13 protein-coding genes are annotated in these 21,536 nt (G+C 52.7%); 10 read left to right on the top strand and 3 right to left on the bottom strand.

The genetic code is table 11. The features are described 5' to 3' along the window. Positions 1-57: 57 nt before the first annotated feature. The 6 genes from O3276_RS14450 to O3276_RS14425 all read left to right on the top strand — a co-directional run bounded on the left by O3276_RS14450 (position 58) and on the right by O3276_RS14425 (position 16,189). The gene (locus tag O3276_RS14450) at positions 58-2,202 is read left to right on the top strand and encodes a phage tail protein (protein WP_269671984.1); all 2,145 of its coding nucleotides are present in this window, start codon (positions 58-60) and stop codon (positions 2,200-2,202) included. 14 nt (positions 2,203-2,216) lie between these two features. Further along, positions 2,217-3,104 (top strand): hypothetical protein, encoded by an 888-nt coding sequence (locus O3276_RS14445; RefSeq protein ID WP_269671983.1) that lies wholly within the window; start codon positions 2,217-2,219, stop codon positions 3,102-3,104. A 16-nt stretch (positions 3,105-3,120) separates the two neighbouring features. Next, positions 3,121-4,188 carry a hypothetical protein gene (locus O3276_RS14440; protein ID WP_269671982.1) on the top strand — a complete coding sequence of 356 codons (1,068 nt, stop codon included), beginning with the start codon at positions 3,121-3,123 and terminating at the stop codon, positions 4,186-4,188. 52 nt (positions 4,189-4,240) lie between these two features. Continuing rightward, positions 4,241-5,128, top strand: a complete 888-nt coding sequence (locus O3276_RS14435) for a hypothetical protein (protein WP_269671981.1) — start codon at positions 4,241-4,243, stop codon at positions 5,126-5,128. Continuing rightward, positions 5,110-7,929 (top strand): hypothetical protein, encoded by a 2,820-nt coding sequence (locus O3276_RS14430; protein WP_269671980.1) that lies wholly within the window; start codon positions 5,110-5,112, stop codon positions 7,927-7,929. Before O3276_RS14435 ends, O3276_RS14430 begins: the two co-directional genes overlap by 19 nt. 100 nt (positions 7,930-8,029) lie before the next feature. Next, positions 8,030-16,189, top strand: coding sequence for an LPD38 domain-containing protein (locus tag O3276_RS14425; protein WP_269671979.1), 8,160 nt, complete (start codon positions 8,030-8,032; stop codon positions 16,187-16,189). A 70-nt stretch (positions 16,190-16,259) separates the two neighbouring features. Here O3276_RS14425 and O3276_RS14420 read toward each other — a convergent pair whose 3' ends face one another. Next, positions 16,260-16,427, bottom strand: a complete 168-nt coding sequence (locus O3276_RS14420) for a hypothetical protein (protein ID WP_269671978.1) — start codon at positions 16,425-16,427, stop codon at positions 16,260-16,262. Between the two features lie 1,203 nt (positions 16,428-17,630). On the opposite strand from O3276_RS14420, the gene O3276_RS14415 reads away from it, so the two are divergent. The 4 genes from O3276_RS14415 (at position 17,631) to O3276_RS14400 (ending at position 20,509) form a co-directional block, all read left to right on the top strand. Continuing rightward, positions 17,631-18,218: a DUF6988 family protein gene (locus O3276_RS14415; protein ID WP_269671977.1), complete on the top strand. Its 588-nt coding sequence runs from the start codon at positions 17,631-17,633 to the stop codon at positions 18,216-18,218. Between the two features lie 248 nt (positions 18,219-18,466). Beyond that, positions 18,467-18,916: a DUF6932 family protein gene (locus O3276_RS14410; protein WP_269671976.1), complete on the top strand. Its 450-nt coding sequence runs from the start codon at positions 18,467-18,469 to the stop codon at positions 18,914-18,916. Then, positions 18,913-19,896: a hypothetical protein gene (locus O3276_RS14405; RefSeq protein ID WP_269671975.1), complete on the top strand. Its 984-nt coding sequence runs from the start codon at positions 18,913-18,915 to the stop codon at positions 19,894-19,896. The genes O3276_RS14410 and O3276_RS14405 overlap by 4 nt, the downstream gene beginning before the upstream one ends. Next, positions 19,889-20,509, top strand: coding sequence for a helix-turn-helix domain-containing protein (locus tag O3276_RS14400; protein WP_269671974.1), 621 nt, complete (start codon positions 19,889-19,891; stop codon positions 20,507-20,509). The genes O3276_RS14405 and O3276_RS14400 overlap by 8 nt, the downstream gene beginning before the upstream one ends. A 179-nt stretch (positions 20,510-20,688) precedes the next feature. Here the strand turns inward: O3276_RS14400 and O3276_RS14395 are convergent, their stop codons facing one another. Further along, the gene (locus tag O3276_RS14395) at positions 20,689-21,030 is read right to left on the bottom strand and encodes a hypothetical protein (RefSeq protein ID WP_269671973.1); all 342 of its coding nucleotides are present in this window, start codon (positions 21,028-21,030) and stop codon (positions 20,689-20,691) included. Positions 21,031-21,249: 219 nt separating this feature from the next. Then, complete coding sequence (locus O3276_RS14390) at positions 21,250-21,531, bottom strand: VanZ family protein (protein WP_269675994.1); 282 nt, start codon at positions 21,529-21,531, stop codon at positions 21,250-21,252. Positions 21,532-21,536: the final 5 nt, after the last annotated feature.

The following is a 21,536-nucleotide window of genomic DNA, read 5'->3' as shown; positions in this document are numbered from 1 at the left end:
TTTATCCATTGTGTTAATTGTTCAATTAGTTGGACAAGTATAGACAGAGTATTCTCTATGGCCAAATTTCCCGCGCTGCCGACCAGCGTAGACCGCTACGTGCGTGAGTTCCTGAACCGCCTGGCCGGTCGCAGCGGCAATGCCGGAGACAAGGCAGTGCTGCACAGCGAGCTGGCTGAGCTGGGACTGGCCAAAGAAATAGGCCAGCGGTTAAGTTTGCCTGCCTCTGCCGTGGGTTCCATTACTGATACCCTGAAACCGGTTCAGCCAGAAATCACGGTCCCGGTAGAGGGTGATGGAGATAGTGGCGTAACAGCGCCGGATGCACCCACCGCTGCCACCGGCCTGTCCACCAACGGCATTTTTGGTGCCGTAATCCTGCAATGGGATGCCCCGGCCTACAACGGTCATAACCACACCGAAGTGTGGCGAGCACAGATAGATGACCGGGCACAGGCTTCTCTGGTCCATGAAGCCAATGGCAGCCGCTATACCGATGTCACCGGCAACACCACCCTGCACTATTACTGGGTGCGCCACGTCAACAGTGGCGGCCAGGTGGGCGGTTTTAACGCACTGGCCGGAACAGCAGGGCAGGGAACGGCCATTATTAATCTGACCGATCTGATGCTGGAAAGCCCGGAGCTTTCAGAACAGCCATTTTCGGTGCGCAATATCGGCACCGAAGCAGAGCCGGAGTATGTGCTGATCTTTAACGGCTATCTGGCGGTGAACGGGTCGGTAAATATCAGCCAGCTTCAGTCCGGTGAATTGCAAAACGGCACAGCACTGACGGTTGGCCAAGGCTCTATCGAGCTGAGCACCGGCAGCGATGGGTTTGGCCAGATGGTGATTACCGGCAGTGGCGGTATCGCCACTAACGACTATCTGGTGCTGAAACAAGGCCGGATCGAGTCCTATATCTACACCGCCAGGGCTGGTCACGTTCGGTATAAAGAGGTGCGCCGGACGGAAAGCGGCGTCGGCAGAAATGGTCAGGCAGTGATCGTTCCCGCGTATTTTAAAAGCCAGCCCACCATTAACCTCTATCCCCGCGACATTACCGTCTATAACGCGGATTATCCTGACCAGTCCCAGCGGCTGGAGCTCTACCACACCACTCCCCAGCCCTATGGCCTTATTGAAGGTGCGTGGGTGTTTTTCCCCTATGCCCGACTGCTGCTGGCCGATGGCAGCAAGACCGAGGCCAACGGCAAAATTTATCAGGGAGCTGGTAATAACGCGCAATGGTTTGCTTACGACACTGATCAGGTAAAAAAGGTGACGGTGAAAGGGCGTGTTGCCAGCAGTCGGTCCACTGGCAGTGGCGGCACCTGGCAGAACCGTAAAGTCACCATGACCCTGAAGTATCGCCCGGACAACAGGGACTGGATTGATGGTGAGTCGGTCACCGTGGATATTGACCAGTTCACTACTCATGACCTCGAAATCAGCCAGACCCTGACCCAGGGAAATTATGACGTGGGTGTGCAATTTTTTGCTGAAGACCGTGAGGGCACCTTCAACAGTGGTGAAGTCACCTACGACTACAAAAATGAGGATTGGGGAGGCAACGACTGGCAGAAAACGCTCAGTCCCAACGGTTCTGCACAGACAGTACGCCATAGTATTGCGATCAATAACCCGGCACTGTCTGGCTGGGAAATCACCAAAATCCTGTTTTTCGCCAGGGTGGATATACGACTGGAGGTCAGAAACCTCTATCTCTATGAAAGTAAGGTCTGGGGAAACGATATTGCCAAAGGTCGGGCGAGAGTGCGCATCCCTGACGATGTAGGTGGCTACAACACTTACGAAAAAACCACCTCCAACAACTGGGTATATCTGTACGACGACAATGCAGCCTGGGAAAGCGTAGAGTTCAACGATATTTCTATGCGCTGGGAAGACCACGTTTACAAAGACGGCAAGGTCTACCCGGAGGTGGAGGTCTGGGCAGAACGGGCTGGTTATAAAGGTCAGTCTTCCGCAGGCAGTTCCTTCGATCCCCCCTATGTGCCAACCAGTGTTGCCTATGTCCATATCCGCAGACTCGCTGCCACTGTCTACTATCGCCGTCCCCAGCCAGTGAGCAACACCCCCAACAACACCTTCTATTGGGACACCACGGCTTATGACCTTGGTGCCACCGATGTCAGCATTTCAGATGCCATTATCCACTGGACCGCTACCGGCGAATAAACAGGAGAATAATCATGGGCATATCACGATCACAAGGCTTCACCCGTGTAGGGATGCCTGACTCAGGCAACAGTTACGGACTGACCGGCAACAGCGCCTACCAGAAAAGTCTGGATCAGATGGGGAGTTTCAACACGTTTTCCCTGGGCTCCGGCAGCCGTCACTTTGGGCAAGGAGGCAATGCTCAACCGGGAATGCCCGACATCGCCCCACGCTATGCCTACGATGATCAGGACGGCAAGTATCAACTGAATATCGACGCTGCAACTGATGCAGCAGACACTCTCAAGGAATACGGTGACAAGCTGTTTGATGTGTTTGACAACTACCAGACCAATTTCCAGTACCTGGGGGACAACGCCACGGTATCCAATGCCCAGCTCCAGAGCCGGTTGGGGGAAGCCAGCAGCGACTATCAGGCCAACGCCGACCTGCAACAGGCCGAGTATGAACGGGATATGCGCCGGATGGGTGTAAACCCCAATTCAGCACGGTTTGCTGGGTTTGGTACCAGCAATGCCCTTCATAAAGCTGCCGGGTTGTCGGCTATTCAGAACCAGGTACGGGACACCGCCAGAGAAGAAAGCTGGAATCGTAACCTAGACGTGGCGGAACTGGGGCTGGACACCGCCAGGACCGCCACCGATGGGGTCAGCAGTGCCGCCAATGTCTACAAGCTGGCAGCGGATATGTTCACGGACAACAAGATCAAGTATGACCAGCTTAACGAAGCGGCCCGTCAGTACGACCTTGGTTACGGATTTAAGCAGGACGAGATGAAACTGGCAGCGCAGAACCAGGCATTCAACCAGGCGCAGCAGCGGTGGCAGCACGGGTTGGTGCATAAATACGAAAATAACGGCAAATGGAATTACAGCGAGACGGTTGATTACGAGTATTAATTCACGGAGGAACACCATGTATATCGGATCGGACGGCAGAGTCTATCAGAACAAATTCGAGTCACTGGGCCATGGCACCAAAATGCCCGGTTACGCTGAAGAACAGCACGCCATCAACCAGCGCCTTGGCGAACTGGCCAGACGGCAGCAGGAGTACAATGGGCAAGAGCAGCAACAGGCATTGACCCAGCAATCCATCGACAAGAACGATACCGACCTGTTCTATGACCGCCAGCGCCAGCACGATGAACTGATCAACCGGCAGTACGGGATCGGTCAGACCGGCAGGCAGTCACCCATGCCGCCAGCACCGCAAGGCAGTCAGACCGGTTATGGTATACCCATGGAGAGAAAGGAAACGGTGGTCAGCCCACTGACGCAGGATGCCGGTAAGCTGAACCGGATGCTGCAAAAGTACCACCAGGGGCAGGACCCACGGGATGCAGAGGATGCTATTAAGTTTATCAACCAGCATCCTGGTATTAAGGCCGGTAACGTATCCTCCATCCAAATGAGCCACAGCGACCGCAACGAAGACCCGCTGGTCAGCCTGCTCAATGACAACGGTGATCCGGTCAAGCAGTTCTATCTCAGCTCCCTGTCCAACCTGAACAACTTTGCCGGTCAACGGCAGCAGACCTACGACCCCGGCAACAAGGGCGGCAGCGATGTCGGAAAATTGATGGAGCAGCTTATGCCCATGGCCGAAGCCATGGCTACCCAGTCACTGGCCGGTCAGAACCTGAGTCAGGATGAACTGGCCAAGCTCAAGCCCCCAGCCGTCAGGGCCGCACTGGACCAGTTGATGAAGCCTTACCAGCCCAGCAACCCCGGTTATCAGAATGGACCAACACAATACCAGAACGATAACCCGGACTTTGACCTGTTTGGTCCCAGGGGGGAAGAGGCCGAACCTAAAGGCCAGGACTACCGGCAGCGTATAGATGACCTCACCGCAGCCCCACCACCACCCACCGGCACACCTGCCGCCAGCCCCCAACAGGGAGTGGCAACCCCCGGCAGCCGCCAGATACAAGCCTGGAACCGACTGAACAACGCCGGAATGTTCAAGTACGGCTACTGACCACTGCCAACTGCCCACTGCCCACTGCCCACTAATCTTCACGGACGACCCTATGAACTGGCACGATTTTATTGCGACGCCCGCCTACCAGCAGGCCAATGACGCCGAACGGGAGCAACAGCGCCAGCAGTACTGGCAGCAGCATATTGCCCCCCATGTACCGGATGAACACTACGTAGACGCCTACCTCCAGTTTAACCAGCGCACCAAGCCACGGGGCAACCCGGACAGCGGTGTGCTCGGTGATATGGGCGATGCCTTTTTACACGGTGCCTACCAGGGCTCTGCCGATCTGGTGTCCGGTGTTGACCGGGTGTTTGGTGGCAATGGTCAGAATGCCCCGGCTAACTGGTTGCGCAAAAAGGCCGAGCAGCAGATTGATGATATGTCTCCCTCTGCCGGTCAGGCGTTGCAGGGCTTCAATATTGGCACCCAACCCGATGGCCGTTTTGGTTTCAGTGACCAGAGTACGTGGGCCGGTGCCGGTCTGGGCATTGTCTCCGGTCTGGGTTCGCTGATCCCTTCCATGATCCCCGGTGGTGCCGTAGGCCGGGGCTTGAGTCTGGGGGGCAAGGCGCTGGCCGGTGTCGGCAACAAGGCACTGGCTGCCGGTGCAGGCAGGGCTGCCAGCGTGGGAACACTGGCCGAAGCCCGTGGTGTACAGGGGCTGGCCAATACCATCGACAAGGTAGGCAATCATACCGGGTATGGACTGACCGGCGGTGCCATGATCGGTGGCTCGGCGGCAGAAGGCGCAAAAAATACCATCCTGAATCTCGGCTATGAGGACCTGAAAGACAATCCCCGGTTCCAGGAACTGTATCAGCAGACCTATGAACAGGCCGGGGGGGGGGCGATACACGCCTGCCCTTTGAGCAGGCCAAAGCCCTGCTGGCCGAAGAAGCGGGAAATGCGGCCTTCTTGCCGGGGTTTGGTGTAGGGGCGTTGTCCATGGGGATCGGCGGTCCGGCACTGGAAAACATTATTCTGAAAAATGCCGGTAGCCGTGGCACCAACGCCATGAAAGGTTTCCTGACCGAGGGGGCGCAGGAGTTCGGTGAAGGCTATGGCCAGCAGATGGCGGAGAACTATGGCCAGCAACAGGCAGGTCAGGACGTTGGCCTGACGGATAATGCCCTGGGGCAGGCAGTGACCGGGATGGTGATCGGTGGTCCGGTGGGTGGTCTGGTGGGTGGCCTTGGCCGGGTACGGAACCCGGAACAGGTCAGTGCCACTCAGGAAAAGCTGAACGACTTAATGAGTCAGCACCAGACCCTGCAAGACCAGATGCAGGAGCCCAACGCCGACCAGACCATGCTGGCAGAGCAACTGCGGCAGAACGCCATGGCCATTGCCAATTTGGAGAGCTGGTTGCAGCATCATGGCGAGCAGGTGCCGCAGGCCGAAGCCGAAGCACAGGCCGCACCGGAAGGCTGGGCGGAGCATCACCAGGGCTATACCGACCCATTGACCGGGCAGTACCACCCGCCTGATCCGAAAATGGAAGTTCCTACAGGGTGGGATGACCATAACCCGAATGATCCTCCCGGTGGTGGCGGTGTGTCCGATATGCCGGGTGCCCGTCCACAAGATTTCAGTGACTATGACCAGCCAGCTTGGCAGCGCAACCGACCCGGTAATCCGGCAGAGGCTGTACGGTTTGGCCAACGCTATGTAGAGACTGCCGACCCTGCTAACAACATGGAGCAGCCGAGCCAGTGGCAGGGGCGAACCGTGGGGCAGGAGGGCCAGTACCCGCGCAGGCAGCCAATGGATACCCGCACTGTGGGTATGCCTGAACAGGAGCAGCAGCCGGTACCAGAGAAGAACCGCTGGAAGAACCGGACAGTCACCAGAGAAAAGTCTCAGCCAGTCGAACCCCGACAACAAGCCCTGCCCCATTATCCGCAAGCCGACTTTACCGGCAACCGCCATGGCACCGTGTCTGCCGATGCTGAAGCCGTACAGCAGGACAGCCAGCAGCGTCGCCGTGATCAGATCGACAAGGCTCCCGGCCAGCACCCTGGCTCCCCGGAGTACACCGGCGACCCCGATCAGGACCTGACCAGCTACACCGAACGGATGAACAGCTTGAACCGCCTGTTCCGTTCGTTCAACTGGCGTAAAGGGGATACCGGCAAGAAGCGCCGCGTCCGCAGACTGATCGAGAACCAGCGCAATCTGGAAATGAAAGCCCGTAAAGGTGGCCGGGGCTTTACGCCGACCTCCATGCAAGAGGCATTGGCCAACCTGAAGGCCATGGTAGAAAGCGGGGAAGGTATTCGTTTTGAACGGGAAGTGCAGGCCATCGAGGCTCGCCAGCAGCAGGAAGGGATGCGGCTCACCCCGCAGCAGAAGTCGGGGACTCCCTCTGGAAAAAAGCCGGTACTGGGCAAGGCCGACGAAACGGTGATGGCCGATGAACGGGAAGTCAGCACGCAGTATGCCCTCTATGAACAGTCCGACCTGATCACCAGCCACAACGACACCGGCAGGGTCAACCCGGACTACCCGGCAGAACTGCAACCGAGGGATCGGGCAAGGCAGGCCAGTGAAACCCAGATCCGGGGCATTGCCAGCAAGCTGAACCCGAAGAAGCTCGGCGCTAACCCGCTGGCCAGCAGTGGCGCGCCGATCATTGGCAGTGACCGGGTGGTGGAAAGCGGCAATGGCCGGGTGTCTGCAATCCGCAAGGCATACCGCCTTTATGGGGACCGGGCTGAAGCCTACCGCCAGTACCTGAAGGACAACGCCGAGGCCTTTGGTCTGAAGCCGGAGGCTATAGACGGCTTCAAAGAACCGGTACTGGTGCGCCAGCGTCAGGGCAAGCTCGATACCGAAGACCGGGTATCCTTTACCAAGGAGGCCAATAAGCCCGAAACCGCTACGATGTCTCCGGCGGAAAAAGCCAAGCTGGACGCCAGCCGTATTACCCAGGAAGACCTTAACCACTTCGATACCGATGGCACGGGCGATTTGCTGCACCGCAGTAATGACACCTTTCTTGCCCGGTTCGCTGACCGGCTCGGTGATGAAGCCGGGGAGCTGAAGACGAAGGACGGGAACTGGAATAAACAGATGCGCGACCGGGTGGAGTCGGCCCTGTTTATGAAAGCCTACGATGATGAACGGTTGAACAGCCTGTTTGCCGAGGACGACAAGCCGGACCTGAAGAACCTGATCAAGTCGCTGGCTATGGCGGCACCGCACTTTGCCAGGGCCAAAGGTATAGATCCTGAGCTCGGTGGCTATGGTGTTATTGATTCACTGGTGGAAGCCAGCCGTATCCTGCAAGACAGCCGCAACCGTGGCCAGTCGGTGGACGAGATTCTGGACCAGCGCTCCCTGCTGGACAGTTTTAGCCCGGAAACGGAACTGTTCGCCCGCTGGCTTGATGCCAACCTGAACAAGTCGAAGCAGGTGGGGCAGGCACTCTCTGAGCTGGCCAGCCAGATTGAGCAGTACCTCCAGAAGCAGGGGCAGGCCGGTGGGGATATGTTTGGCAGCGAAGAGGCTACGCTGAATGATCTGATCGACCAGACCAACCAACAACTGGAGAGAGACTATGGCGACAAGAGCACTCCGATCAAGGACCCGAAAACGACCCGGCAAACCGGACCTGTTCAAAATGCTCAAGGCAGCCACGGAAAAGGTGAACCGGGAGAACCCGCAGGGCGAGCAACTGAGTCTGCCAGAGAAGCCCAAAGGGATGAAGTAGAACGACCTGCTGGATGCCGTTGATGACGGTACGCTGGACAGCGATGAATGGACGGATGATGATTTTGCGGGGATTGAGGAAGAAGGCGGTAAATACAATTCCCGCAATGCGCCCCACTACTCGGTGCCTGGAATCAAGAGTCTGGGCGGTGCGGAACGTGCGGCCGTCAAGCGGTATCTGGATGGCCGGGAGGATAAGGCCGGTATTGTCGCGCGGCTGAAAAAGCTGGCGGATACGCCGTGGGCAAGGAAGACCGTGCAGTCCATATTGATCCGGCAGACCATTGATGATCTGGTGGTTGGGCGGGAGGTGGATTACCGGTCGCTGTTGACTGACAAGGATAATGCCTCACTGCTGAAAGCCCTGAAGAACCATGGCGAAGACGGCCTATGGCGCTACATCCACTCCGAAGAAATCATGGGTCATGCCGGTAAACCCCACAACAGCATCAACGGCAGCTTTGTAGACTGTCTGCCCAGCCGTGACTGCGCTTCATTCTGCTACGCCACCAAAGGTAATTACCGGTTCAGTAATCCGCTGATCAAGTCAGAAGTGGTCAACTGGGCCGTGGAGAATAACCCGGTTCGGACGGCCAAGCTGGCGGCAATTAACTACAAAGGCACTGCCGAGTTCTACCAGGATAAGGCGTTGCGGCTGTTTGATATGGGCGATGGTTCCATGGCATGGCTGCCGTTCATCAAGCAGATGAATAACGAAGGTATCCGCCTCCAGATATTCAGCAAGAACCCGGCATTCCTGAAGCAGGTGCCAGAAATGAACTGGCAGGCATTGTCCGTCGATAACAGCAATTTTGAGCTGGCAGCACAGCATCCTGACCTGTCATTGGCGGTGGTGTTCGACGGCCAGCAGAACGGAATTGATCTTATACGGTCCAATTTAGACCGGATACTGGTTATCCTGCCCATTAAACAGGGGCAGAAAGTACTGGCAGACAAGGCCACCCTGCGCCGGATGCTCGGCACTGAGGCCATGAAACGGGTCTGCCCCATCGACGGTGGCTGGAAGAAGATCAAGCACCCTACTGATCCGGGCAAGGATTTTAACTGTACCTCCTGCGACAAGTATGGTGGTGCTGGCTGTTATCATGGCAACGTCACGAAGGAAGTGATGAAGGCAGCCACAGAGAGCCCTGCCAAAAGAAATGCCCGTGAACTGAGAAAGGAAATAGAAAATGACCCTGAAAGATTCGGCGGCAAAGCGGCATCGAAGGAACTCCTTGGAAACCTGGACAAGATCGTATCTGCAATTCGGTCATCTGTTGACCCCGGAGCAGAAGAAGGAAATGCAGAAGTATCAAAAGATGAAGATGGACGCACAATCCGACTTCGACAAATTGATGAACCAGGGGGCGAGTACGCCCCCCAGGGACGGGGGAAGTCCCGCAGAGCGCAGGAGCGCGAACGGGGCCGAGCCGGAGACAACGAAAAACAAAGCGGAGTAGAAGAACGCAAGCGCCGTAGCAAAAAATCTAATCTGGAAGACGCCGGTCAGAAAGACCTGTTCGCCTCCCCTGATCTGTCTGGAGAAGAACGCAAACAGCAGATCATCGAGAACCAACGTGTTCTGGTTAAGCACGTTGAAACCGGCACCATAAGGGCAGGCACCGACACCATCCACACCCACGACGACCTTGCCCACTTCATCGCCCCGATCCGCAAGCTGGCGCAGGAGGAAATGTACGCCATTGTGCTTGATGGCAATAACAAGGTGATCAATGTCATCAAGCACAGCAAGGGGCAGAAAGCCTCTGCCTCCGTGTCACCCTGGACACTGGCCGGTGCGGTGGTCGCCACACCGGATGCCAAAAGCGTCTGGTTTGCCCATAACCATCCGTCCGGTGATCCTAAGCCAAGTACCTCCGATGTGCATATTACCCACAGCCTGAACGAGGTGCTGGACGGCAGTGGCGTAGTGAATATGGGTCATGCTGTGGTGGGTATCACCGGCCACGCCAGGATTATGGATGCCGATGGTACGGAGCAGACAGGAGCGGTGGCACCTAAGCGCATGGCTCGCAATAAAGCATTCCCCATTACCGAACGGCGACTGCGCTTTAACCGGCCTCACATCAACTTCAGCTCACCGGAAACGGTGCGCCCCTTTCTGGATACGATCAGTGGCAATGCCGTGGTGTTGCTGGACAGCAAATACAATGTCACCGGCGTCCTGCCATTGTCGGACAGCGACCTGAAGACCCTGCGACACCCCACGGATAACCCGGCGGCTGCCCGGATTATGACGGCACTGGACAGCACCAACAGTTCGTCGGTCATCCTGAAAAGCAGTGGTTCGCCACTGGCCATGAAAGGCACCCGGAACCTGATCAACTTTTTCAACCGGGGCGACCGGATTAATGTGCTGGATCACTTTACCGGCAAGGAGGGTGATTACCAGTCAGCCGCTGAACAAGGCTTCCCTAACCTGAACGAGCGAGGCTCCTTCTACGCCCTGCGCAAAGACACCAACGCCAAAGGCATCCAGTCCGGCCCCCTGCGGCTGAAGCTGAAGCCGCTGGAGCAGAAACTCGGTCAGGCCATTCATGTATTGCAGTCTGAAACCGAACTGCCCTCACACCTTTACCAGAAAGTCATCAGCGACAAGGCGCAAGGCCGGGTGCGGGGCCTGTTTGACCCGGACACGGGCGATACCTACCTGATCGCTGCCAACCTGGACAATGTGGGCGAGGCAACCCGTACCGTCCTCCATGAACTGGTGGGCCATAAAGGCGTCCGTGGTTTGCTGGGCAAGCGGCTGGATACCGTGCTCGATGAAATCCACCGGGATATGAGCGACCGGCTGAAGCAGGCACTGGCCAAACGCTACGCCCGGCAGATGGAAGGCAAGAGCGAAGCGGAAGGCAACCGGATCGTTGCCGAGGAATACCTGGCACACCTGGCGGAGAAAGATCCGAAGAACGGCCTGTTGACCAAAGTGGTCAGCATGATCCGCAATGCCTTGCGCCGGTTGTTCCCCAATATCAAGTGGACCGATGCCGATGCGGTGGAGCTGCTGGCGGCTGCCCGTCGAAAGCTGAAGCGTGATGGCAGCAATGGTCCACAAGGACCGAAAGGCAATCGATATAACGATGCCGGTCGTGCGCCTACTTTCTACTCTGCCGTGGAGCGCAGTGCCGCTGCCGTGAAATCGGACAAGCTGCCTGCCCAGAGCTGGCTCAATGCCATCAAAAAAGGCAACAACGTACAGGATGAAGAAATCCAGTGGATAGGGCTGGACCTTTGGCTGGCTGACAAGAAAGTCGAAAAACTGACCAAAGCCGAGGTACTGGATTTTATCCGGCAGAATGAAGTGCGGATTGACGAAAGCCTGAGCGTGGATGAGTTCAGTGAAGAAGAACTGGAAGAGCGGCTCTATGACAAACAGCGGGATTTTATTCGGGAACGCATTGGCGATTACGAGCACGGCTATTCACTGGATGAACTGGGGGATGCCCTGGAAGAAGCGCGGGAGGATTTACGGGAGGATGAGTATGACTTCCACTATAACGAGCTGAAACAGCGATTTGAAGATGAAGAGCTGGATGACCATGAGGTGGACGCCCTGCTGCATGACGATGGCGATCTGAATGAATCTGCCCTGCACGAAGAAGCCCAATGGCGAGCCAATAACAGCGTCGATAATATGAGCGACAGGGAGCTGGTACGGGATCACGTCAGCTATTCCGATAAGGAAGATGCCGCGCTGGAAGCCTGGGAAAATGACTATGAGTCTGACCACCGCAGTGATCTGGAAGCGGAACTGCGGGATGAGTCTGATGTTCAGTATCGTAAATACGCCATGCAGGGTGGCGAAGATTATTCTGAGCTGATCCTGACTTTGGAAAATAACAACCAGATATTCCCCGCCGACCCGAACCATAAGAACCAGAACCCCATTACCGAAGAAGAGGCGAGCTACCTGGCACAGGGGATGCTGCCCTTTGATATGAAAGTGGACGATGTTGGCTGGAGTAAAGAGTTCAGCGACTACACCCTCTACCGTTTCGATGCCGATGGCAATAAAACCATTATCACCACAGGTCATGCCACCGAGGCCTCCGCCATCGCCGCAGCGGTCAGTGAGCATCAGTCCTTTGCCCGGTGGGAGCAGGATGCCTATGACGAAAGCCATTGGGGAGAAACGGAAAATGTGCTGGCCCATGTCCGTTTTCAGACCTTTGATCAAAACATCCATGGCCGCAATGAACGGATTCTGTTTATTGATGAAGTCCAGAGCGATTGGCATCAGGCCGGACGGGAAAGCGGCTATCGAACTCCGGAGTCGGTACGGGAACAGGAGCAACGTAATGCTCAAATAAAAGCAGTAGACGACAAGATACGATCAATAGTTAAACAGCGAGATGAGTTCAGTCAGCAACATGCCAGGGCTGGAGCCCTGCGTGATGATCTTACCCGGCAGATCAAGCAGGCAGAGCAGAACCAGGATAAGACCCGGGTGGATCAGCTTAACAACGAATTGACCACTGCTACTGAGAACGTAGAAAGCTATTTCCAGCAGTGGGTTGAGGCAGAAGCCCAACTGAAGGAACTGAGAGATGAACGACAGTATCTATTTGATACCGACAAACACCGTTTCTACCGCCAGGTACCCAATGCCCCACTGAAAGAGAACTGGCCCAATCTGGTAATGAAACGGATGATTCGCCATGCCGCTGAGGAAGGCTTTGACCGGATTGCCTGGAGCAATGCGGCACAACAGGTGGAGCGATATCCAAGTCTTGGTCAGGTAGTCAACGAGCTGAAAGTAAATCCTGAATTTAATGCTTCCGGCAGGGTGATAAATTTTGAGCTGCGTGTTCGGGACAGAAACGGCCATCGGCGCAATCATCGGGTTGATGAAACCGAGCTGGAAGCCCATGTTGGTCATCGGCTGGGGACACGAATCAGGGAAGAGACCGAGACCATCCGCCAACAGTTACAGCAGCGTAATGATAACCATGAAGTGACCTTCAATGAGGACACCGGTTTCTATGAAATCATTGATCCCAACGGTGAGCGCCTTCATGACCCGATTGGTGACCTGCTCTATTTCCATGATCAGGAGGGCGCTCAGTATATTATTGATCATGAGACTTTTCAGAATCATCGGGAGTCCTTCATCCTGAATAACCTGGATGAAGTGATTGGCGACCAGGCCAAGGGAATGCGTGAGTTTTACGACAAACGCCTCGCCAACTACATGAAGAAATACACCAAAAGGTGGGGCGCAAAGCTGGAGCCGGTCAATATCAACTTCAGTGGTTCCGAATATCCTTACGACATCCGACCCGATACTGTCTGGTCAGTAACCGTTACTGACAAGATGAAAGATTCGGTGCTGAAGGATGGCCAGCCCCTCTTTGCCTTGAAAAAGTCGGTGAAAAAGGACGAACTCAAGGATGGACAGGATCACAAGCCAGGTAACACCCCTCGCTATGCGTTAAAAGATGTGCCCGATGATGTAGCTGATGTGATCAAACACATTCACGGTGCTACTCAGCCCAAAAGCCCCATGGAGCGGTTCAAAGCATGGTGGGACTGGCAGCGTATTCAGCGCCAGATCAATCAGGGCCTGTTTAACCCGTATGCCGCCGTTGAGCATAACGAAAAGCAACTGAATGACGGCAAGCTGCTGGACGCATCGCTCTCTGCCAGTAAAGCGGCATTTCTGACCCGCAATCTGGACAACACCATGGAGGTGATGCTGCATAAAGGCACACCAATGCTGAAAGACGGCAGTGTCATTATAAAGCCCGATAGCAAAGGCCTGCTGGATTTACTGAAGCCTGTTGCCGAACGCAACGAACTGGAAGTCTGGGAAACCTGGATGGGTAGCATCCGTGCCCGACGTATCATGAATGAAGACAAGACAGCCAGAGCCAAAGGTGAGCAGTTATTGGCTCAGGGGCAGGCCATGAAAGAAGCATTGGATGCCACAGCGCCGGATGACTGGCAAGGTGGGCGTACGCCCTGGAATCGGGCGATGAAACAGGTCAATGAAGATCTGAAACTGGGCAAGGAACTGAGCCAGCAGAACCGTGAGAACCTATACGACGATAATAAGATAAAAACCATTCAGAACTGGGTAGCAACCCAACCACAATTGAAACAGCGCTTTGAGAAAGTGAAGGCGGATTATCAGGCGCACAATAATGATTTGCTGGACTTCCTGACCGATGCCGGACTGGTGGATAAAGAACTGCGCACACTGTGGGATACCGGCGATTATCTGCCATTCAACCGGGTGCATGATCTGAAAGAAAAAGAGCAGAGCAGTCCCCGTACCAAACGCGGGCTATCAGGCCAGAAGTCCGGCATTAAAAAGCTGACCGGCGGCGTGGAGAAGATCAGCCCGCTGGAAGCCATGTATCGCAATACCCGTTCCATGCTGGATGCGGCGTTCAAGAATATCGCCATGCAACGCATCGTTAAGGATGGCGTGGCGGTAGGAGCCCTGGAAAAGGTCGATACGGCGATCCGCATAACAGACGACGATGTTATTAATAAACTCAGGGAGATGGAGCAGGACACCAATCTGACAACAGCGCAGATGAGACGCTGGAAAGCCCTGTTATCAAAGTATTCCGTACTGGGTGAAGGTTCGGTCAGTGTTTCGGTGGATGGCAAACAGCAGACCTATCTGGTTAAGGACGATCCGCTACTGCTGGCATCAATTCAGGACCTGGGGCAGCCAACCTTCAGCACCCTGATGAAACTGTGGGGTATTCCCCGCAAGGTGCTCACGAAGGCGGTAACGTCGGTTCCGGATTTTATGCTCCGTAACCTGCTAAAAGATACCATCTCAACGGCAATACATATCGCCCCGGAGGTAAATGGTAAAGCTCTGTCGTTGAACCCATTAGCCGGAGCAGTACGAGGCTTCAGAAAATCCCTGAAAAACGATGAGACCCGTTGGGCCATGATGATGGGTGGCGGCAGTGGTAGCGGTTATTACACCGTCAACGCCGGTAATATCCGGAAAAAACTGTCACCGGATGAACAGCAGAAAGTACTCAGCCGAACCAGACAGCTGATTGACCTGTGGCACCAGTTTGGTTCTCGCTTTGAGAACTCCAATCGGCTGCACATCTATGAGCAGGTGATTAAACAGGGTGGATCACCGGCTGAAGCTGCTTATCAGTCCATGGACGTATTGAACTTTACCCGCAGCGGTCAGTGGCCCATCGTTCAGTTTCTGGTGCAGTCACTGCCGTTTTTCAACAGTATGCTGCAGGGGATCAACAGACTGTGGAGAGGCATAAAACCCGGGGATAATTGGGACAGAGCATCATTTTCATGGCCTGTGATCAGCCGTGGCCTGATGTATGGTCTGGTAGCCTGGGCCCTGATGCGGCACTACGAAGACGATGAGCGATATAAGGAACTCTCAGACCACGACAAGATAATGTACCACCACTTCTGGATTGGTGAAGGTAATGATGGCCATTACCGGATACCCAAACCCTTTGAAGTGGGTGCCATCTTCGCAACCCTTCCGGAGATCATCACCCAGAGCCTCGATGGCAATGAGGATATGAAATGGACGAAGGATATGCTCTATACATTGATAATGAGTACTTTTTCGCTGGAGTCCACACCCATCCCCCAGGCGATCAAACCGATCTGGGAGATTGCCGAGAACCGTGACCGGTTCCGGGGTCAGCCCATAATCCCCATGCGTTTACAGAACCTGAAGCCGGAAGCACAGTATGATCCCTACACCAGCGACACTCTGAAAGAGCTGGTGCAGTACCTGCCCGAAGAAGCGCCGGACTGGATGCGATCACCGAAAAAACTGGAACACCTGTTAAAGGGATATTTCGGTACCCTCGGCGGCTATGTTCTGATGGCCACCGACGCCCTGACCCGGGAAGCGACTGGCGCGGCACCACTACCCAGCCGCAACAAGCGGGACTATCCGGTGCTGGGAGCATTTGTTCGGGACGGAGTGAACAGCAGTAACCGTTACACCAGTGCGCTGTATGATATGAACAAGGATGTGGAAGAAATTGCTGCCAGTATCAAACGGTACCAGGAGTCCGGTGAGACAGGACGGGCCAGGAAGCTGGAGCAGTCTTCAGCATCAAAGCTCCGTAACAAAGCAGGGCTGCAAAAAACCAGCCGGGAGATCAGCAAACTACGGAAGGAAGTGCGAAGGGTGATGGAGGACCGGTTGATGAGTCCTGATAGTAAACGACAAAAAATGAATACGCTGAACCAGCGGATTAACCAGTTATCAGCCGATGCCGTAAAGCGTTACCAATAACCCTCCTTCATCATCGTTATAAATCCATTGGCACAGGGACAGCAACCTCCTGTGAACCAGTATTGCCTTGTTACATGGATGAGTCCGTAGAGCCTCCCTCTTTGCGGGCTTTCGCTCTCAGAATGACAATGGCCAGAGTCAGCGTTTGTTCGCTTTCAGGGGTTGAGAACTGGAGTGTGTGGAGCTGTGAAAGCAGATACTCCGCTGCTTCTTTGATCCGTAATGTCGTGTGAGTCATAGGGAACATCCGTTGTTTTTATGAGTTGTTGGGGCAAGGATTCAGGCATCCTTGAAGTGCTATATTGCATCAATGTGGTGTGGATGTATACAGTATTTTAAACAGTGTACTAATAGTGTTGTCTGATGAATTATTCTCATTTTTTGGTTATCTTGCTGAATTTTAACAGGTTAAGTTCACACGAATAACCTGAAAAATTTAGTTGTATCCCACTTTCAGCACCTCTTGGTAACATACTGATTCTAAAAGATTAAAAATCGTGCCAGCCATATATTTGATTGCAATAAATTCTGCTAAATCCAACAGTTACGGCATTTAGGTGCTGAAAGTGGATTGTATCCTTGGTAGGTAGGATATGAGATACATGTTTGGTAACCGAATGGGGTAGAGGACGTGCAAAATATGAGGAATGGAAACTACCGGCAAACAAATACCACTGTAGACAGTTCGATGGTACTATTTCACGCCTATGCAACACTATGTAGCAATTGTCGTGCAATGCGGAACTGCCTTAATACTCTAAGAAATGGAATAGAGGGGCGGTAGCGTGCATGCGAATTAGTGAATTATCTCAACGTTTTTATTAACAAATAAAAGAAGCCTGAATCTAGCTTTAGGCTTCTACAGTAAAGCTAAGAGAATATTTATGGAATGGACTGTTGAATTAATTAAACATATAAAACATTAACTACAGCTGCATTTATTACATCTGTAATATTGATAATTGCACCGACTTACTTCCCTTCTGTATTTACTGCGCTTGAGGGTAAGTGGAAAACGGCATCTGCAGGAGTAGCAATTTTTTCACTTGTTTTTATTATTTTTTGGTCTGTGCCAAAACTATGGAAGTGTTTGAGTAAGACGTATAAAAGTCTTAAGAGATTTTTCTTATCAAACTTTCTCTCAAACGATGAGGTTCAGTTGATATTAGTCCTCGAAAAGTTTTCAGATAAAGCTTCTCGATCTAAGAGCTATAAATTACAAGAATTTCAATTTAAGTAAATTGGAAGTTCTTAAACTTTCAAAACAATTAGAAAACAAAGGTCTGGTTGAAATTAATGTGTTTGAAGAGAATCTCATAAATCTGAGCTTATCAGGTAGGGAAAAAGCCATAGAGTTAAGTGAATCAAAAAAGGCCTAACAAAAAATCTCGGGGTTGCCTACGGTACCCCTTAATTTGGCGTTATAAGCCTAGAGATAAATATGAATATAGACGTAGAAAGTTCATACCAGTTATCAGTAGACATTAATAGGTGTCATGAAGGTTTAGAAATAGATGGTGATGATAAAAAATTCATTCCATCTCTTTTTCATTCCACTGTTATTGAGCATCACCGTAGTATTGTTTTATTAGTTGAAAAGAAACTGTTTAGTTCAGCGTGTGTACTTTTGAGACCACTATTTGAAGCGTATGTTAAAGGACTATGGTTTTCACGTTGTGCAACAGATAAAGATTTCAAGGAGTTGAGAAATGATAAATTCAAAAAAACTTTTTCAGTCCTAGTTTCTGAAATTGATACAAAGTCCCCAGAAGGCAGTAAATTAGCTACGCCTAAAGGCCATTATTGGAAAACACTTAATAGCTTTACGCATTCTGGCGCTGCTCTTTTAGGTCGTAAATATAATCAAAATTCAATTACGAATAGCCATAATAAAGATTTGATTAATTCGCTGTTAGATTTTTCAGCAAATTATGCATTATTGTCTGGGATAGAAATTAGCATTCTTGCAGAAAATGTTGAAGCGATGAAAGCTTCAATGGCTTTGGCAAGTAGTAAACACGGCTTATAAATCGGGTAATGACTGGTCCTTCTCCAGCCCTCCCCTCACCACCATACATGCGGGTTCGCATACGGCGGTTCACCGAGGAGGGTGAAACCTGATCCACAAGTAAGAAGGAAAAGAAGAAAAGGTGACAGGTCTTTCTTGGTGCGTGGATGCAAAATTTAAGTCCTGCCTCAGAATCTTTCCCAATACAGTCAGCACCACACCATTCCCTGAAAATCAAAATCCCTCCCAATCAAAACACAAAATGCACCATGAACTACCCACCCCTATTCCCACCGGGCATGCACAGCATCACCCTGTCGGACATGCCCGATATTTTTGTCACCCCATTTGAAGAACCATCGAGAAGAGCACATCTTCTAAGCCGGTTTAAAGCATTTCTGGATAGCCTAAAAGATTTCCCAGTTGCGATGGAGGTCTGGATTGATGGTTCATTTTCAACCCAAAAAGAAAGACCGCAAGATATAGACCTGTTGGTGGTGGCAGATGTACATGGGATTAACGCCCTTCCTGCCAATCAACAGCAACATTTATTCGATATTTTTGCATGCAATGAGGCGATCAGACTCCGATATGAATGTGACGTTATTTTTGTTACCGACCTTCAGCAAGACCATGCCTTCTGGCAGGAGATTTATGGTTTAGACAGAAACGACAGACCCAAAGGAATCCCTAAAATTAGAATTGGGGAAGCATTATGAACATTGCCTACTTAGAAAAGCGGATCAAAAAAACCGAAGCACTGCTGGACAGCAAGAAGAATCAGCTCGCAGCAGAAGGGGATAACTTTGCCCTGTCCCTGAGCATCCACTCTTTAGAGCAGCATATTGATGACCTCCACCACAAGCTGAGCACCGAAAAAGAAAAGCGCGAAAAGGAAGTCATCGAGCTTCGTCTGATGGGAGGGGATGTAAACAACGGTTCTGTTCCCCTGGATCTGTTGGCGAATCTGGCCAAACACTTTTCCGGCCTGGTGTTTGCGGCGGCGGCAAAACTCCACCATGGGCAGGACCTGGCCGGTACGATTCCGAGTGAGATAACCCAACCTATCAACCTGCGGTTTGCAGAGATTGGGCATGGTTCCTCCCGCCTCTATATCACCGGAGATACGTCACCTGACCTGTTTGGCGTAAGCCTGCTGGAAAACAGTCTGTCCGGTCTGTTTGACTTGCTCAATCAAGATATGAACCAGGGTCTGAGTGAACAGGTTGATAACCTGGGCCTGAGAAGTTCCCATGCGCTGGCGAAATTTCTGAAAGCCCTGCGGCAAAAGCATATCGAAATTGATATCAGCTGGACCGGCGGCAATGAACAGAAACATATCTGGCATGGCCGACGGGATAAAATTCAGATGCTTGAAACCCTGCTGGATGGTTTCAGCAGTACCGAACCGGTAGAAGTGAAAATAGAAGGGATTGTCGAGCTGATCAGCAGCGCAGGCAAGCTGCAAATCAGAAATAGAGAAGGCGAACTGATCAAAGTCCGGTTCAGCAAAAAAATGTACCAGGCAGTACAACCATTCCGAATGGGCGACACCGTCACCCTGCTTGCCAATGAGAAAATGGTCTTTAACAGTGCCACCCAGGAAGAGAAAAAGACCTACAGCCTGATCAGTATTGATGCCCAATCAACGCCATCGGGTGCCAGCCTGTTACCGGCAGAGGATAGTCATAATGAGTAATACGTTTGCCGATCGTCTGGCTACGGCCATGAAACTGAAGGGAATAAAAACCGCCAGCGCCCTGTCCCGTGAGACGGGCATCGAGCGCAGCTACATGTACCGCCTGGCCAGTGGCAAGATTGACAATCCGCACAAATATGTGGAACGGCTGGCGGTGGCTACCGGTGTCTCCAGCCACTGGCTGGGCACCGGCATCGGTGATCCTTACGACCCGGAACCGGAAACCACCAAAGAGCCACTGGCTCACCCAACCATGCTGACTCACGTCACTGTGGTACCACCGGAAGGGGATTGGTATGAAGTGGCGGCTCGTGTGCCGGATGTATTTGCCAGTCAGCAGCACAAGCCCCGGGATAAGAAACTCTACGAGTATTACTATGTGCCGGAAACCATCGAGTGTTTTACCGGTTTCACCCTGTTGGTGGTAGAGCGGGAGTTACGACCAGGGCCCGGTATGTTTCTGGCCCAGCGTGAAGTGAATGGTAAACAGCAGTTGTGCAGTTTTCTGATCAGTTATAAAGGACTGGATCAGACGAACACCCGTGCGCCGGATATGCAGACCATCGGGCGAGTGCGGATTATGGATTACTGGGAGTTGGATACGAAGAAGTAGTAAGGAAGCAAACCCATCCAGAGGATGAGAGCTAGAGCATTAAAAATAAGAATGAAGTTAAAATTTTCCAACCCATTATCAAAACTCAGTTGGAATTGAGTTGAAGCCTGGCATAGATAAGAAAGAGATTGTTGAATACATTGTCGATTCGACAAAGGATATTGTAGGACGAATGGCTGTTAAATATCCGGCACCAAACGCCCCGCCTCAGGATGCTGATACTTCTTCTCCAACACCTCCACCCCAATCATGATATGAATCACCAGCCCAACCAAGAAAACCCTCTGGGGCTCAGGGCAGTTTGCCAGCCCGCCATATTCTGCCAGCACCTTCTTCAATTTTGCCCAGGTGTCTTCCGACATAAATGAGACCCGTTCAAACAACGAGCCCGGGTTAGGGTGCATTTCCAGCAGACTCATGCCTCGCTCAGTATGTTCTGCGACAAAAGCCTCCAGCCGCTCACCCTCAGCATAACGGCCTGCCAGGTTTCTCAGCTCTGCCAGCTTGTCACTGTATTGCACAAACCACTCGATGTACTATCGTTCATTAGTGATGGATGGGGCTTCGGGGATGGTGTGAGTCGTGGTCATGAACTTCTCTTTTATTCCTCTACTTCTTCGACTGCATCGTAGTTGAACTCTTCATTGCGGTCATATTGCATTACATTTTTCCCTTCTGATAAAAACAGCCGGAAAGGCAGCCACTGGTGACTGTCGGTTTCGGTAACTTAAAATCACCTTTCAATAGTTTCCCGGATACAAGACCCACAACCCAAGGTAGCCCAAAAGCCCTGCTCCATCGGCCAGAATATCCCCAATACTGAAGCTCCGGTAGCCTGTCATCTTCTGGCACACTTCAATCAGTCCCCCAAAAGCCAGCAGACATAGTAGCTTCCACCAGGCGGCTGGCTGTTTCGGCCAGGCCAGATCAAACAGGGCAAAGAGCACCATAAAGGTGATGGCGTGTTTGAGTTTATCATTGATCAATGCCGTAGGGTCCGCCTCGCTGGGGATAACCGACATAAAGA

The sequence above is a fragment of the Endozoicomonas sp. GU-1 genome (assembly GCF_027366395.1).
Taxonomy (GTDB): domain Bacteria; phylum Pseudomonadota; class Gammaproteobacteria; order Pseudomonadales; family Endozoicomonadaceae; genus Endozoicomonas.
Note: the sequence above shows the minus strand (reverse complement) of the source record. Positions and strands in the feature narration are given on the sequence as shown.